The organism is Bordetella ansorpii (assembly GCF_900078315.1).
GTDB lineage: Bacteria > Pseudomonadota > Gammaproteobacteria > Burkholderiales > Burkholderiaceae_B > Bordetella > Bordetella ansorpii.
In genome coordinates, this window is sequence record NZ_FKBS01000029.1 from 582,497 (window position 1) to 597,122 (window position 14,626).

General features: G+C 68.5%; 12 protein-coding genes. 2 read left to right on the forward strand and 10 right to left on the reverse strand.

Features of this window, described 5'->3' with window-relative positions:
* Window positions 1–31: 31 nt before the first annotated feature.
* The 10 genes from A7W11_RS24390 to A7W11_RS24435 all read right to left on the reverse strand — a co-directional run bounded on the left by A7W11_RS24390 (window position 32) and on the right by A7W11_RS24435 (window position 11,930).
* Window positions 32–1,198 (reverse strand): type II secretion system F family protein, encoded by a 1,167-nt coding sequence (locus A7W11_RS24390; RefSeq protein WP_412778748.1) that lies wholly within the window; start codon window positions 1,196–1,198, stop codon window positions 32–34.
* The gene (locus A7W11_RS24395) at window positions 1,195–2,907 is read right to left on the reverse strand and encodes a GspE/PulE family protein (RefSeq protein ID WP_412778749.1); all 1,713 of its coding nucleotides are present in this window, start codon (window positions 2,905–2,907) and stop codon (window positions 1,195–1,197) included. Before A7W11_RS24395 ends, A7W11_RS24390 begins: the two co-directional genes overlap by 4 nt.
* The gene (locus A7W11_RS28200; RefSeq protein ID WP_156523223.1) at window positions 2,900–3,517 is read right to left on the reverse strand and encodes a hypothetical protein; all 618 of its coding nucleotides are present in this window, start codon (window positions 3,515–3,517) and stop codon (window positions 2,900–2,902) included. The genes A7W11_RS24395 and A7W11_RS28200 overlap by 8 nt, the downstream gene beginning before the upstream one ends.
* Window positions 3,504–4,784 (reverse strand): type 4b pilus protein PilO2, encoded by a 1,281-nt coding sequence (locus A7W11_RS24405; RefSeq protein ID WP_066420329.1) that lies wholly within the window; start codon window positions 4,782–4,784, stop codon window positions 3,504–3,506. The genes A7W11_RS28200 and A7W11_RS24405 overlap by 14 nt, the downstream gene beginning before the upstream one ends.
* A gap of 9 nt (window positions 4,785–4,793) precedes the next feature.
* Window positions 4,794–6,383: a hypothetical protein gene (locus A7W11_RS24410; RefSeq protein ID WP_412778750.1), complete on the reverse strand. Its 1,590-nt coding sequence runs from the start codon at window positions 6,381–6,383 to the stop codon at window positions 4,794–4,796.
* Window positions 6,380–7,255, reverse strand: coding sequence for a TrbG/VirB9 family P-type conjugative transfer protein (locus A7W11_RS24415; protein WP_066420331.1), 876 nt, complete (start codon window positions 7,253–7,255; stop codon window positions 6,380–6,382). The genes A7W11_RS24410 and A7W11_RS24415 overlap by 4 nt, the downstream gene beginning before the upstream one ends.
* 135 nt (window positions 7,256–7,390) lie before the next feature.
* On the reverse strand, window positions 7,391–7,831 hold the full coding sequence (locus A7W11_RS24420; RefSeq protein WP_156523224.1) for a hypothetical protein: 441 nt from the start codon (window positions 7,829–7,831) through the stop codon (window positions 7,391–7,393).
* A gap of 293 nt (window positions 7,832–8,124) precedes the next feature.
* A complete protein-coding gene (locus A7W11_RS24425; protein ID WP_066420333.1) occupies window positions 8,125–9,456 on the reverse strand; it encodes an extracellular solute-binding protein in 1,332 nt (443 codons plus the stop codon).
* A 5-nt stretch (window positions 9,457–9,461) separates the two neighbouring features.
* Window positions 9,462–10,718: a D-amino acid dehydrogenase gene (locus tag A7W11_RS24430; protein WP_066420334.1), complete on the reverse strand. Its 1,257-nt coding sequence runs from the start codon at window positions 10,716–10,718 to the stop codon at window positions 9,462–9,464.
* Window positions 10,719–10,883: 165 nt separating this feature from the next.
* Entirely contained in the window at window positions 10,884–11,930 is a 1,047-nt protein-coding gene (locus tag A7W11_RS24435; RefSeq protein ID WP_066421749.1) for a CDP-6-deoxy-delta-3,4-glucoseen reductase, read from the reverse strand.
* Between the two features lie 188 nt (window positions 11,931–12,118).
* Here A7W11_RS24435 and A7W11_RS24440 point away from each other — a divergent pair, with 188 nt between their 5' ends.
* Together A7W11_RS24440 and A7W11_RS24445 are read left to right on the forward strand one after the other, a co-directional pair.
* The gene (locus A7W11_RS24440) at window positions 12,119–12,838 is read left to right on the forward strand and encodes a gluconate 2-dehydrogenase subunit 3 family protein (protein ID WP_066420335.1); all 720 of its coding nucleotides are present in this window, start codon (window positions 12,119–12,121) and stop codon (window positions 12,836–12,838) included.
* A 3-nt stretch (window positions 12,839–12,841) separates the two neighbouring features.
* The gene (locus A7W11_RS24445; protein WP_066420338.1) at window positions 12,842–14,620 is read left to right on the forward strand and encodes a GMC family oxidoreductase; all 1,779 of its coding nucleotides are present in this window, start codon (window positions 12,842–12,844) and stop codon (window positions 14,618–14,620) included.
* Window positions 14,621–14,626: the final 6 nt, after the last annotated feature.

Consider the following 14,626-nt stretch of genomic DNA (forward strand, 5'->3'; position numbering starts at 1 on the left):
AAATGACTCCAGGGAAGGAACGAAAAGGAATTCAACGGCTGGCATGGAATTGGGTGAGCGCGCGCCGTAGTTCGTCGATGGCGGCGTAATGCCACAACGCCAGGCCGATCACCGCGCCCGTGGCGCCCAGCAACAGGACCCAGCGGGCGGCCTGGGCCTGGCGCCGCACCCGGGCGACGGTGTGGGACTCGATGCGCGCGCGCGCCTGCTGCAAGCCGCCCGCCAGGCCATGCGCGCCGATCATGTCGGCCATGAACCACCACAGCTCCCGATCGAACAGGCCGGTGTCCAGGCTGTGCTCGCCGACGATGCCGGCATCGATACGGGCGAGCATGGCGGCGACATGGCCGGCGAGCCAGGGCCGCGCGTTCCAGGCGAACGTGGCCAGCGCCTCGCGCAGCCGCGTGTCGATGTTGCCGCGCTGGCGCAGCAGCACCGACAGCATCGCCAGGAAGCGGATGGCGTGGAAATCCCGGTACAGCCGCCATACCGCCCAGCGATCCAACCCTGTGCGCACTCGCCCGGTAAGGTTGGGCAAGGACCACAGGACCAGCGCCACCCCGGCGGGCAAGCCGAAGCCCCAGAGCGGCAGCGCATACCGCACGGCATCGGCCAGGGCATAGAGCCTGCGCGTCAACGGCCCCAGGTAATCGGGCGGCAGCCCTTGGAACACCTGCTGCAGCCGCGGCACGGTGAAGAAAGGCACGGCGCACAACAAGGCCAGGGTCACGCCCAGGGCGGCCAACCCCGCCGCCACGGTGACCAGCAGTTCGTCGCGCAGCCCCCGGACCAGCCGGACCGCACGGGCCAGATCGCGCAGCACCTCGGCCAGCGCATCGCCGCCGGCCGCCTGCGCCGACGCCACCAGCAGGCATTCGTCGGCGGGCAACGCATCGGCCCACGCGGCGGCAAGATCGCCGCCGCTTTCCTGGTAGCGCCGCGCCCAGCGCCGCGCCAGCCGTCCGCGCACCGTGGCCTGGCCATACCGGCGCGCATCGTCCTCGAAGAGATCGAGCAGGGTCTTGCGCCCCTGCAGCGCCAGCAGGACCTCGGCAAGATAGGCGTAGTAATCGGCGCGCATGGCGCGAAACCGCCAGGCGTCCAGCCCTTGCGCGCAGCGGGCGCGCCATCCACCGGCGAACAGGCCCGGCATGCCTTTCGACAGGTCCCGGCCATGCGCGGCATGGTCATGCCTCATGCCCGCCCCGCCCTGGTAGCGGCACGCGGCGCGATGTCGTCGCACAGGCCGAACTGGCGCGCCAGCAGCCGCGCGTCCAACTCCCCCTGCAGGGCCTTGTACAGCGCGCATAGATGCGCGGGCTTGCCCTGCATGTCGGGATCGTCGGCGGCGCTGCGCGGCATCGCCTGCAGATGCCGCATCATCCCGGGATTGTCGCGCCGCCGGATGCAATCGAGCAGGACGTCGTCCTGCGCGGGTGCGAACATTTCGGCCACGACGGTGCGGCCCCGGCTGCCCGCCAACGGCCCGGACACCTGCGCGTAGGCAGCGGACGCGCACGCCGGGCAACCTTCGGCGTTGCGCACGCGAAAGCGGGCGGCGTCGACACCGAACGCGCGCTGCATGCCCTCCCCCCAGGCGTGCCAACCGGCGGCCGTATCAAGCGGCAGGGCGCATACGCTGCACAGGCGCGGCAGCAGCGTCTGATAGACCAGCAGCTTCAATACCCCGGGCGCGGCCAGGAAGTCGCGCGAGATGCCGATGAAATCGGATGCCAGGCGCTCCGGAATCATCAGCGCCGAACCGGTGTGCGTCGTGGTATAGAGGCTGACGCCGCTGCCCGCCAGGTCCATGAATGCCCGGCCGGTCTCGATATCGCGCACCTCGCCGATCAACAGATCGTTCATCGCCGAACGCTTGATGGTCCGCAGCTTGGCGGCGAACGGAAAGGCCTCGTCGCCATCGAGCGAACGGCCCACGGTGTTCTGAAGCGCATTCTCGATGAGGTACTCCGCCGGGTCCTCCAGCGTGATGACCTTGCGCAACGGATCGATGCCGCCCATCAAGGTGGCGATGGTGGTGGACTTGCCCGACCCCACGATGCCGGCCATCACGATGGCCCCGCCCTCGCGCTCTCGCGCGCGCTCCAGCGCCAGGACCTGGGACGGCAGATAGCCCAGCGCCTCGAGCGTGGCCCCGCCGGCGGGCGCGTCCAGCCGCAACAGGCGCAGGCACACCGAAGGGCCGGCATCGGTGGCCAGCGATGCCCAGCGCAGCACATAGGGCACGCCATCGACCTGCATGGCGATGCGGCCTTGCTGCTCGATGCGCGGATCGAACACCGCCCCATTGCCGCCACGCACGTCCATCCAGGCCACCGCCAGCACTTCGGCGAGCGTGGCCGCGGCGATACCCTCGAAGCACGCCGGCGCGACATAGGCGCCATTGACGGTGTAGCGCACCTGCGAGCCATTGCCGCGCTCGTCCACGTTGATGTGCAGATCGCTGGCGCCCGCGCGCACGCCCCAATGCACGAACTCGGCGAACATTGCAGCCAGCGCCGACCGCTGCGCACGCGCTGGCACCCCATGCGCGCCACGCGCCGCGACCGCGCCGAACTGGCCGCGCGCGACACTGAGCAGCAACGCCGGGGACACGACATAGCGCGGCGGCGAAGCGGCAGGGTAGCCCCGGCGGCGCAGCATGCGTTCGATCTCGTCGGCCTGGTCGCCCGCGGCGTACTCGGCCAGGGCGAACAGCGCGGCGCGGCCATCCTCGAACAGCACGGGACACAACCTGCCCGACAGCGCGGCCAGGTCGAACAGATCCCCCAGGGAGCGTTGCAGCGGCGGATCCAGCGCGGCAAGGTCTTCGGACGAATCCAGCAGTGGCATGGCGCGCGATCGCCCCGGCATGCGCGCCGCATCGATGCCGTGGCTTTCAATCATGGGCGGGCTCCGCATGCAGGCACGCGGTGCGGACATCGTCCTGACGCCGCAGTCTTACGCAGGGCAGATCGATCGCAACCAGCGCGTAGCGGGGCTCGCCGTTCTGCCCGGCAATGCCCAGCGGCCAATGCCTGCCCTGCCGATAGCGCCACACGGCGCCGTTGACGGCCACGTCGGCGTGCAGCGTGCGGCCCACCCCGTAGATGGCCAGCACATCGACGCGATCCTGTCCGTCTCTTCCGGGCATGCCGGGCGCGGACAGGCTCGCGGGCTGTGGGACAGGGGACGACGAAGACAGCCAGTCCTGCGCGTGGCCCAGGCGCTGCCGCGCTGCGGCGCGGGCATCGGCCCGCAGCAGGTCCAGCACCGTGTCGGACTCCGGCCAGGCCGGCTTGGCCGGCGCGGCGGAGACGACGGATGCGTCCGGTGCGGCCGGTGCCTGCTGCCCCGGCTCGTCCATCGCCAAGGCATCCAGGGCCGGCATCGCCGCCGCGACGAAGCAGGACGCCATCTTCCGCGCCAGCCGCTTGCGCCCCCTGGCAGCCGCCGGCGGCGCCTCCGGTCTCGGGTCGCGCGCAGCGGCAACGCCGCGCGGATCAATGCTGTTCATAGAGGGTTCCTTGAAGTTGCGCGACCACCACGCTGGCGGCCAGCGCGGCCGACCGGCCGGGCTCCAGCCGCAGGGATATCGATGACCAGAACGTCGGGACGCCGTCCCATGCCAGCACGCCGAACGAACGCAGCGGACCGGACAGGGACACCGTGCGGCTGCGCAGTTGCGGCAGGACCCCCGGCGTGTCCGGCGGCGGCAACGGCAGGCCGCCCGCGTCCCTGGGGGCCGGCGGCGCGAGGGGCACGAGCGGCCCCAGTTGCACGTCGGTGAATGCCAGCGCGACCCGTTGCAGATCGCTGATAAATGCGCGCTGCCGAACGGGCAGCGACGCCAGGGACATGCCGGCGCCCGGCACCTGCCAATGCCAGGTGCTGAGCCCCAGCGCCTCGAACCGCGCCTGCCAGCCCGCGGGCGCGGCGCCCGCGAGATCGTCGTGGGTCGCCTGCGGCAACACCCGCTCGAAATGGGCCGCGCAGCGCCAGGCCGCCGCATCGGGCACGCATTGCGCCCGCTGCAGACGCCAGCCCTTGACGGCCAGCGGCAGGTCGTACAGGGACCGCACGACGCGGTGCAGGTCGGCGGGCGTATGCACGCGCAGGCCGGCGCGCCATGCGTGGACCGCTTCGCGCCAGATGGCGTCGGTGTCGATCGCGGCCGTTGGCCGCTCCGACTCACGGCCAGCCGCCACGTAATGCCACAGTTGCGGCGCCGCCAACACCCCCGTCAACCCCACGGCGAACGCACGCACCGGCCACGGCAGCCCTCCCCACCGGGTATCCACGGCGAGCAGGCGCGAGGCCGGATCCAGGGCCTGTTGCAGGCGCGCCAGCACATCAGCGCCATCCAGCACCTGCAACTCCGGACGCAGTTCGCACAGTTCATGCAACGCGAGATGGGCGGCATCGGCGCTGGCATACAGACGATCCGCGCGCGCCAGCACCGCGCCGTCCTGGGCCGCCACCAGCCAGTGATGCCCCTCGGGCAAGGCGACTACACATGCCACGGCCCCGTCCGGATGCAGGTGGGCATAGGCCTGCGCCGCGGCATACAGCGGGGCTCGGCGCGCCTGGCGGCCGATGCGGGCGCAACCACCGGCCGCGGCCCGCAAGCCGCCCGCCACGTAATGCGTGGCACGCAGTTGGCGGGCACGCGCACGCGCCATCGGCGCGATGTGGCTGCCCACCAGGGCGAACCACGTCAGGCCGAAGACCAGGGATTGGCGCGCATCGTCGCGCGCCACGATATGGACATTGCCAGGCTGCATGCGCGCTCCTCAGACGCCATCCTCGGCCTGCGCGGTGATCAGCACCACCGTCGTCAGCCGGTCCCGCGCGCTGCGGTCGCGCCCGCCTGCCAGCAGCGGCGCATCGGGCAGCACGCGCCGCCGTTCGTACTCGTCCTCGCGGCGGTCGAAGCCCGACAGGATCACCGGCACGCCAGGCCGCAGTTCGACCTGCTGCACCGTGCCGCTGCCGTCCACCGCGATCTGCTGCACCTGCAGCTGATTGCCGGACTCGCCGAAGCTGATGGACTTCAGGGGCTGCGCGACCGTGTTGTCGTAGGACACCGACAGCAGGATGCTCCCGTCGTCCTGCGCGTCGGGAACCAGTGTCAGCACCGTGCCCACCGTCTCTTGTTTCTGGCTGATGGACACCGACGGCAACGCCGCCGACACGCCGCCCGCCGCGGGCACGGCCACGCTCTGCACCTGATCCACGTACGAGAACGTGGATCGCACCGCGTGCGTGACGGGCCTGCGATTGAGCGTGAGCAGCGGCACGCTGGCATGCCGCACCACCGCCCCCATCGTGGACAGGGCGCTGACCACCGCGCGCGACCCCGCGAAGGGGCCGCCCGCCACCGCCGCGCTGGCCGCCGCGGCGGCGCTGTCCGTGTCGGCGGGCAAGGATAGCGACGCCACGCCGCGCAGGCTGTCGTAGACCGCCGACCAGTCGATGCCGGCCTCGGCGTCGTCGCGGGTCTGCACCGTGATCTCTTCGAAGACCAGCCGCACGCGCCGCGTCAACGCGCGGTTCTCGCGTTCGACGAACGAGGCGATGCGATCGAGCACGACCGGAATGTCGGTGACCACCAGCGACGAGCCCCCGCCCTCGGCCTGCGCAATGACGCCGGCGCGGGTCAGGAACGGTTCGAGGCGGCTGCGCACGGCCTGCAGGGCCTGCTGGTCACCGGAACTGAGCGAGGTGCTGGACGCGCTTTCGAAGCCGCCCGCCTGCGCGCTGGCGGCGCGGCCGATCCGCGCCTCGACCCGGCTGGACAGCGTCAGGGCACGCACGTCGAAGACGCGCGTCTGCGTGCGGTAGAACTCGATGGCGCCCTGGTGATAGCGCCATTGCAGATACAACTGCGCGGCCAGGGCATCCAGCGTGTCGGGCAAGGGCCTGGGGCCGGACTGGATCTCGATGCGCGTGGCCGCGCCGACCGCCAACGTGGCCTGCTCGGCCAGCCTGGGCAGGAACAACTCGTGGGGCAACAGGGCATCGGGATGCACGCGCACGGCAATGCCCGTGGCGCGTTGCAGCCGCTCGGCGATGGCCGGCAGGTCGAGGCGTCCGGCAAACAGCAGCGTCGTATCCACGTCGGCCCGCAAGGCGGGCGGCAGCAACACCTCGCGCGCCAACGGCTGCGCGGGTCCGGCCAGCCACGGCTTGTCCACGTTCTGCGCGGCCTGACGCGCCTGCGGATCGGTCATGCCGCGCTTGAACTGGCGCTGCTGCGCATCCAGGGCCTGCTGCTGTTGCCGCGTCTGTCCGCGCAAGGCCAGCAGGGCCTCGCTGACGCCACAACCGCCCAGGACCAGCGTTGCCCCCGTCGCCAGCATGACAGGCAAGGCGCGCATCATGACGGCACTCCAATGGGCGCCGCGGAGGGATCGCAGGCCTGCGTATAAGGCACCACGCGCAGCACGCGATTGGTGTAGAAGCACGGCTGCACGGGCCGGTCGGTCAGTTCGGTCGCGCCCAGCAAGGCGCGCACCGCCTGCTTGAAATCCGTGCCGAACTCGGCGCTGCCGGCCAGGGGAATGTCGACGCTGACGGCCCAATGCTGCGACTGGAATGTCCAGCCCGCCGAACCCGCCCACTTGGACAATACCGCGCGCAGCGTGGCGTCGGGCGGCCCGGCATGGAAGGCGGATGCCGGCGTGGCACGCGATGCGGCGGCGGACAAGGCCTGCCCGGATGCGGTCGCCACGGCGTGCGTCTGGCTTGCCGTGGCGACAGCAACGGACGTGTCCGGCAGTGGCGCGGGCGTGACCGGCTGCGCCCCCGCGGCAACATTGCCCGGCATTGCGGCGCTGGCGGACAGCCCGTTGCCCATCGGCAAGGCCCCCGCAGCCGCCAGCGCCGCGCCCCCTTGACCGAAAGCACCCTGGGTTCCGGCACGGGCCGCGCGCGCCACGTATCGTCCGCCACGCATCGTCAGCGCGCGCCACGCGCCGTCGATCACGACATACGGCCCTTGCCGGCGCCAGGCGACCAGACGATCGCCCTGGCCCGTGCCGGCGAAAATGGCCGGCACCTCTTGCCCCGCGCCGAACTGCAGCCATACCTGGGCCTGCGTCGCGAACACCTGCAACGGCGCCACGGCGGCATCGCCGGACAACTGCCAATCGAAATCGTAGGGTCCGGCCAAGCCGGGCCCGCTCAGATCATCCGCTGGCGCCGCGCAGCCACCCGCCGCCGCCAACAGCACCCAACTCGTCCACCGCACCATGCGTCCTCCGCCACGGCCATCCGTCATGCCCGCATGGTGGGGCTGCCGGAAAAACCGCGATAGACGCAGATCTACGCATGGATCATTCGGTCCCTTCGGCGCGCGCCGCCATATGGCCGTGCGTGCGGCCCGCGGTCAAATGGCCAGCGTATGGATGAACGTACTGACGTCCTGATAGGACGTCTGCAGCAAGGCAAGCAGATTGTCCACGCCCTGCACCGGCGTCTCGATCCAGGACACCAGGGAATAGAGCTTGCCGTTGAACACCTGTATGGCGTCGACCAGGCTGCCCACCCCGCTGTCGACAGGTGCGGGGGACAGGGGCGGCGGCGCCGGCGCGGCATGCGCACCGCCCGACAAGGCGTCCGGCAGCGCGCCCAGGCGGGCAAACGCCGAATTCACCGTGGCCAACCTGTCGCCCAACCCTGCCACGGATGCGGCCACGTGGTCGAATACCGCCGTCAGTTCATGTGCCAGTTGCCGCAGCGTGGGGCCGAGGCCGGGTATTCCATCGATCGAGATATTCCAATTATTGTTATCGAATACTCGCAAACCACTGATCATCGGATCAGACATGCCAGTCAAAACCTTTCTTCTTTTAAGTTACCGCGCGCTCCACGCGAAACCTCACCCTCCTCAAACCGCCAACGCACGGCACGGATCTTTCGCCTATCCGCGACACACGCCGGCCAGGATGGACTCGACGGAGCACAACGTCTTGTTCAAAACACAAAAACACCAACCGCCCCTTTTATTTATCGCGGTTGCATATTCCGCATTTGCCGGATCGTGCCGGCGCAAGGGGTGAATTAATTCGCCTAATTCAAAAAAACGCCCCGAATTATATCGGGGCGCTTATTACGACAGCCTTACTTCTGTTGCGCGATCGCACGCGCCTGGGACGCGGCGTTGTTCAAGGCCGCCATCGGCGGCGTGCGCCCTTCGAGCGCTTCGTTCAGGCCCTGGCTGAGCACCGGCTCGATGCGATCGTAGTTGGCCATGCGGAAACCGCGGCCGCTGGGGGCCGGCTGGTTGCGCATGGCAGCCACCAGTTGCTGCGCGCCCGGCATGCGGTCGTAGAACGACACGTCGGACGCGCGGAACGCGGCTTCGGTCAGGGGCAGGTAGCCCGTTCGCTGATGCCATTCGGCGGCAATCACCGGCTTGGACAGCCAGGCCAGGAACTGGGCCGTGGCCTTTTCCTGCGACTGCGGATGGCCTTCGATGGCCCACAGTGCGGCGCCGCTGACGAACGGACGGCCCGCCGTCGGGGTGGCCTGGTCATAGAACGGCAGCGGCGCCACGCCGAACTTCAGCGACTTGGCGTTCAGGAACTGGCCCAGCGCGCCCGAGCCGGTGGTCAGCACCGAGCAGTCGCCCTTGGCGAACAACGCGTCGCTGGCACGGTCTTCGGAATGGTTGGTGAACAGCTCGGACCGCTTCCAGCTGACCATCAGCGACAGATGGCGCATGTACAGCGTGTCGAACTGCAACGCGGGCGCGGCACGGCCCTTGTCCAGGCCGTTTTCGTTGCTGGTGTAGGTCTGGCCGTTGAGCGGCGCCAGGTTCTCGAGGTGGACGCTGACCTGTTCGCTGGTGGCGTACGGGCAGTTGGACTCGGCCACGTCGCGCAGCTTCAGCAGGTCGCCCTGCAGGTCGGCCCAGGTGCGGGCCGGCCTGGCCGGATCGAGGCCCGCCTTCTTGTACTGGTCCAGGTTGTAGAACATGACCGGGATCTCGGCCATCCACGGGAACGCCAGCAAGCGGCCACGGGCATCGCGCGTGAAGCTGGACGTGGTGGGCAGGAACCAGTTGGCATCCTTGATCGGATACTTGGCCAGCAGTTCGTACATCGGCAGGATGTCGCGGTGCTCGGCCACCACTTCGGGCGAGTGGTTGTCGTCCAGCTGGACCAGGTTCGGGCCGTTCTTGGCCTTGCGGGATGCGACGGCCTCCTGCTTCAGGGCGGCCTGGGTCGGGAAGGCGCGCAAGGTGACTTCGACGTCGCCCTGTTCCTTGTTGTACTGCTTGACCAGTTTCTCGAACTCGGCCTTGTTGGGGCCCATCAGCGTGTGCCAGACCTGGATCTGGACCGAATCGGCGTACGCCGCGCCGCAGGCGGTCATCGCCAGGCCGAACAGCCACACGCGGCGCGTGGCGCCCAGTGCACGGGCCACGCCCGAGAGTTGCAATGTCTTCATAAGTGTCACGACCCCAGAAAGGGAAAGTCAGGTTCCGGCCTGCGTCCGCTGAGCAGGTCGGCCAAGGCTCGTCCCGAACCCGCACCCATGGTCCAGCCCAGCGTGCCGTGGCCCGTGTTGAGATACAGGTTGGGTATGCGGGTCTGGCCGATGAGCGGTACGTTCGAAGGCGTGGACGGGCGCAGGCCCGACCAGTAGTTGACGCCCTCGAAATCGAGGGCGTCGGGAAAGAGTTCGCGCGCCAGGCGCAGCAGGGCCTCGCAGCGCGCCGCGTTCAGGCTGCGGTCGTAGCCGGCCAGCTCCGCGGTGCCCGCCATGCGCAGGCGGTTGCCCAGGCGCGAGAAGACCACCTTGTGGCTGCTGTCGGTCAGGCTGACGGAGGGCGCGCGCTCGGGCGCCAGCACCGGAAACGTGGCCGAATAACCCTTGGCGGGATAGACGTTGCAAGGCACGCCCAGCGGACGCACCAGGATGGGCGTGTAGCTGCCCATGGCGACCACGTAGGCATCGGCCGTCAGGCGGCCGTAGCGGCCATCGGGGCCGATCAGCTCGACGGCCTGCACGCTGCCGCCGACGCTTTCCAGGCGCGTGGCCTGGGTGTTGAAACGGAACTCGACGCCGGCCGCCTCGCAATGCTGCGCCAGCGCGGCGGTGAACAGGTGCACGTCGCCGCTTTCGTCCTCGGGCGTGTAGTCGCCGCCGACGATGGTGCCGCGGTGCGGCGCCAGCGCGGGCTCGATGGCGATGACCTCGTCGGGTCCGATGACGCGCCGCTCGACGCCGAAATCGCGCATCAGGCCGGCGGCCTGCTGCGAGGCCTCGAATTCGTGCGGATCGCGGTAGAAATTGAGGATGCCGCGCTCCAGGTGTTCGTACTGGATGCCCATCTGGGCGCGCATGCCGCGCAGCGTGGAACGGCTGTATTCGGCCATGCGCACCATCGCCCGGATATTGGGCGCCAGTCGCGACGGCAGGCATTCGCGCAGGAAGGCCAGCCCCCACATCCATTGCCGCCAGTCGAGCTGCGGACGGAACAGCAGCGGCGCGTCGTCGCGCACCAGCCACTTCAGCAGCTTGAGGGGCGCCTGCGGATTGGCCCAGGGTTCGGCGTAGGACACCGATATCTGGCCGCCATTGGCCAGGCTGGTTTCCTGGGCCGGCCCGGCGCGGCGGTCGATGACCACGACCTCATGACCCGACTGGCTGAGCCACCACGCGGTGGAGACGCCGATGATGCCGCTGCCCAAAACCGCTACTTTCATGCGCGAATCGCTCCCTGCGTGCGAAGCCCGTCCGGAACGGCTGAAAGCCGTGCGCCCCGGACAGGGTGCTGGTCCGGCAGTGTACCGTGACGGCCTGCCGGGTTCGTCATTTCAATGCGTAAAACAGGGCCTGGCAAGACCCCGCAAGCATCACGCCACGGGCCGTCAGCCCGCTGCGCGCGCCAGGTCGGCTTCCGAGGTAAACGCATCGGCGTAGAACTCTTCGGGCGGCAGCCCGCACTGCAGGCTGAACTCGCGGCGTGCGGCATCGACCATCACCGGCGCGCCGCAGGCATACACCTGGTGGCCCGACAGGTCGGGCAGGTCCTGGAGGACGGCCTCGTGCACGTAGCCCGTGCGGCCCTGCCAGCCGTCTTCGGGCAGGCCATCGGACACCACCGGCACGTAGCGCAGATTGGGCAGCGCCTGTTCCCACGAGCGCGCCAGCTCGTCCATGTACAGGTCCCGAGGACGACGCCCCCCCCAGTACAGCGTGACCGGACGCGTGATCTGCTTGTGCAGCATGTGCTCGACGATGGCCTTGACCGGCGCGAAGCCGGTGCCGCTGGCCAGCAGCACGATGGGCTTGGCGCTGTCCTCGCGCAGGAAGAACGAGCCGAACGGCCCTTCCAGGCGCAGGATCTCGCGCTCTTTCATCTGGGTGGCGCCAGCGCCGAAGACGTGGTCGGTGAACAGGCCGCCCGGCAGGTGCCGGACGTGCAGTTCGAGCGGGCTGCCGTTGTGCGGCGCGCCCGCCATCGAGTAGCTGCGGCGCTTGCCGTCCTTCAGGATGATCTCGACGTACTGCCCCGCGTAATAGCGGAACTGCTCGGCGGCCGGCAGTTGCAGCTTGATCACCACCACGTCGGGCGCGACGCGTTCGAGCGTCTGTACGCGCGAGGGCAGTTTGCGGATCTGAATGTCGGTGGCCAGCCGCACCTCGGCAGCCTCCACGACCAGGTCGGTCTGCGGACGGGCCTGGCAGAACAACGTATAGCCGCGGGCCAGCTCCTCGGGAGCCAGCACCTGCGCCGGATACGGGCCTGCGTCGTACTGGCCTTCGAGCACCTTGCCCTTGCAGGTGGAACACGCGCCGGTGCGGCAACTGTACGGCAGCACGAAGCCGGCGGCCATCGCGGCCTCCAGCACGGTCTGGCCGGACTCGACCTGGAATTGATGCTTGCTGGGTTGGATCGTTACCTGAAAGCTCATGATCTGGTGGCGGATACCCGCTTGCCGGCTGTGGCGCAAAAAGAACGCCAGCCGGGATCGGGCTGAATTCATTGACGTCGAATTGACAGATTCTAGCGCCCCAGTCAGGTAGACAGCTTGCTTTAAGGTTCCAGGAAGGTTGTATGCGTACAATTTCTGTCGCTAGACATTTATATGTGTGGAACACGATGACCAACAATACCGAACCGCGGCGCCGATTCTTGCAACAGATCGTCGCCGTGGTGCCGGCAACCACCCTGGCCGGCAGCGCCGGTGTGGTCGCCGCCACCGCAGCAGTACCGGCCGCCGCAGCGCCCGCAGCAAAACCCTACTCTCCCCTCTTCTTCAACGACGCCGAATGGAAATTCCTGCAGGCGGCCGTGGATCGCCTGATTCCCGCTGACGACAATGGCCCCGGCGCCATCGAGGCCTGTGTGCCCGAGTTCATCGACCGCCAGATGGATACGGCCTACGCCCACGGCAAGTTGTGGTACATGCAGGGCCCGTTCCACCCCGAAGTGGACGCCACCTACGGCCATCAATCGAGCCTGGTGCCGCGCGACATCTATCGCCACGGCATCGCGGCCTGTGATGCCTACTGCAAGAGCAAGTTCGGCGACAAGGTCTTCGCGGACCTCGATCACGCCGGACAAGAGCAGGTGCTCAAGGAAATGGAAGGCGGCAAGCTCGACTTCGAGAAGGTGCCCGCCAAGATGTTCTTCAGCTTCCTGTGGCAGAACACGAAAGAAGGCTTTTTCTCGGACCCGCAATATGGCGGCAACCGCGGCATGGTCGGCTGGAAGATGATCGGCTTCCCCGGCGCGCGCGGCGACTTCCTCGACTGGCCGGCCAAGGGCAACGTGAAGTATCCGTACGGCCCCGTTTCCATCGCAGGCGAGAAAGGTTAAGTCATGGCAATCAAGAAAGAAAAAGTCGACGTCGTACTGGTCGGCTTCGGGTGGACGGGCGCCATCCTGGGTCAGGAACTGACCGAAGAAGGCCTGAAAGTCGTCGCGCTGGAGCGCGGCAAGTTCCAGGACACCCCCACCGACGCGGAATACCCCAAGGTGCTGGACGAGCTGGCGTACTCGGTGCGCGGCAAGATGTTCCAGGACCTGTCCAAGGAAACCGTCACGGTCCGCCACAGCATGGCCGAGACGGCGGTGCCCTACCGCCAGCACGGCTCCTTCCTGCTGGGCGACGGCGTGGGCGGCGCGGGCTTCCACTGGAACGGCATGCACTACCGCAACCTGCCGGAAGAGCTGGTCATGCGCACGCGGCACGTCGAGCGCTACGGCAAGGACTTCATTCCGGAAGGCATGCAGCTGCAGGACCACGGCGTCACCTACGACGACCTGGAACCGCACTACGACTTCTTCGAGAAAGTGTGCGGCACCTCGGGCAAGGCCGGCAACCTGAACGGCAAGATCGTGCCCGGCGGCAACCCGCTGGAAGGCGCGCGCAAGAACGAGTTCCCGCTGCCCCCGCTGCAGCAGACCTACGCGCAATCGCTGTTCGAGAAGGCCGCCCGCGAAGTGGGCTACCACCCCTTCCCCGCCGGTGCCTCGAACGCCTCGGCCGCCTACACCAATCCGTACGGCGTGCGCCTGGGCCCCTGTAATTTCTGTGGTTTCTGCGAGAACTACGGCTGCTTCATGTATTCGAAGGCCGCCCCGCAGACGACCATCATGCCGGTGCTGCTGAAGAAGGACAACTTCGAGCTGCGCACCAACTCGCACGTCGTGCGCGTCAACAAGGACGCCTCGGGCAAGATGGCCACGGGCGTGACCTACATCGACGCACAGGGCCGCGAAGTCGAGCAGCCCGCCGACATGGTCATCCTGTGCGCGTTCCAACTGCACAACGTGCGCCTGATGCTGCTGTCGGGCATCGGCAAGCCGTACGACCCCGTCGCCAACGAAGGCGTGATCGGCCGCAACCTGGCCTATCAGATGAACGGCGGCTTCCGCATCGTCATGCCCAAGGGCAACTACTTCAACCCGTTCGAAGGCACGGGCGCCGGCGCCTGGGCGTTCGACGACCTGAACGCCGACCAGTTCGACCACAGCCAGCTGGGCTTCATCGGCGGCGCCGTCGTGCGCCAGGCCACCACCGGCGGCCGCCCGATCAAGCAGGCCCAGCCGATTCCGGGCACGCCCTCGTGGGGCTCGGGCTGGAAGGCTGGCATGATCGACGGCTACCAGCGCACCTTCGGCTTCGGCATGTCGGGCTCGGTGATGGCCTACCGCGACGCCTACATGTCGCTGGACCCCACCTACAAGGATGCCTACGGCCAGCCGCTGCTGCGCATGACCTTCGACTGGCACGACAACGAGTACAAGATGCTCGACTACGTCGGCAAGCAGGCCGAGAAGGTGGCCCAGGCCATGGGCGCCGAGAAGTACACCAAGAGCGTGCGCAAGCCCGGTTCGCACTGGGACACCCGCGTCTATCAAAGCACCCACCTGACCGGCGGCGTGACGATGGGCACCGACCCGCGTGAAAGCGCCGTCAACCGCTACCTGCAAAGCTGGGACATGCCCAACCTGTTCGTGATGGGCGCCAGCGCCTTCCCGTACAACATGGGCTACAACCCGACGGGCCTGGTGGGCGCGCTGGCCTACTGGTCGGCCAAGGCGATCCGCGAGCAATACCTGAAGAACCAGGGCCGCCCCCTGGTCCAAGTGTAAGGAGCG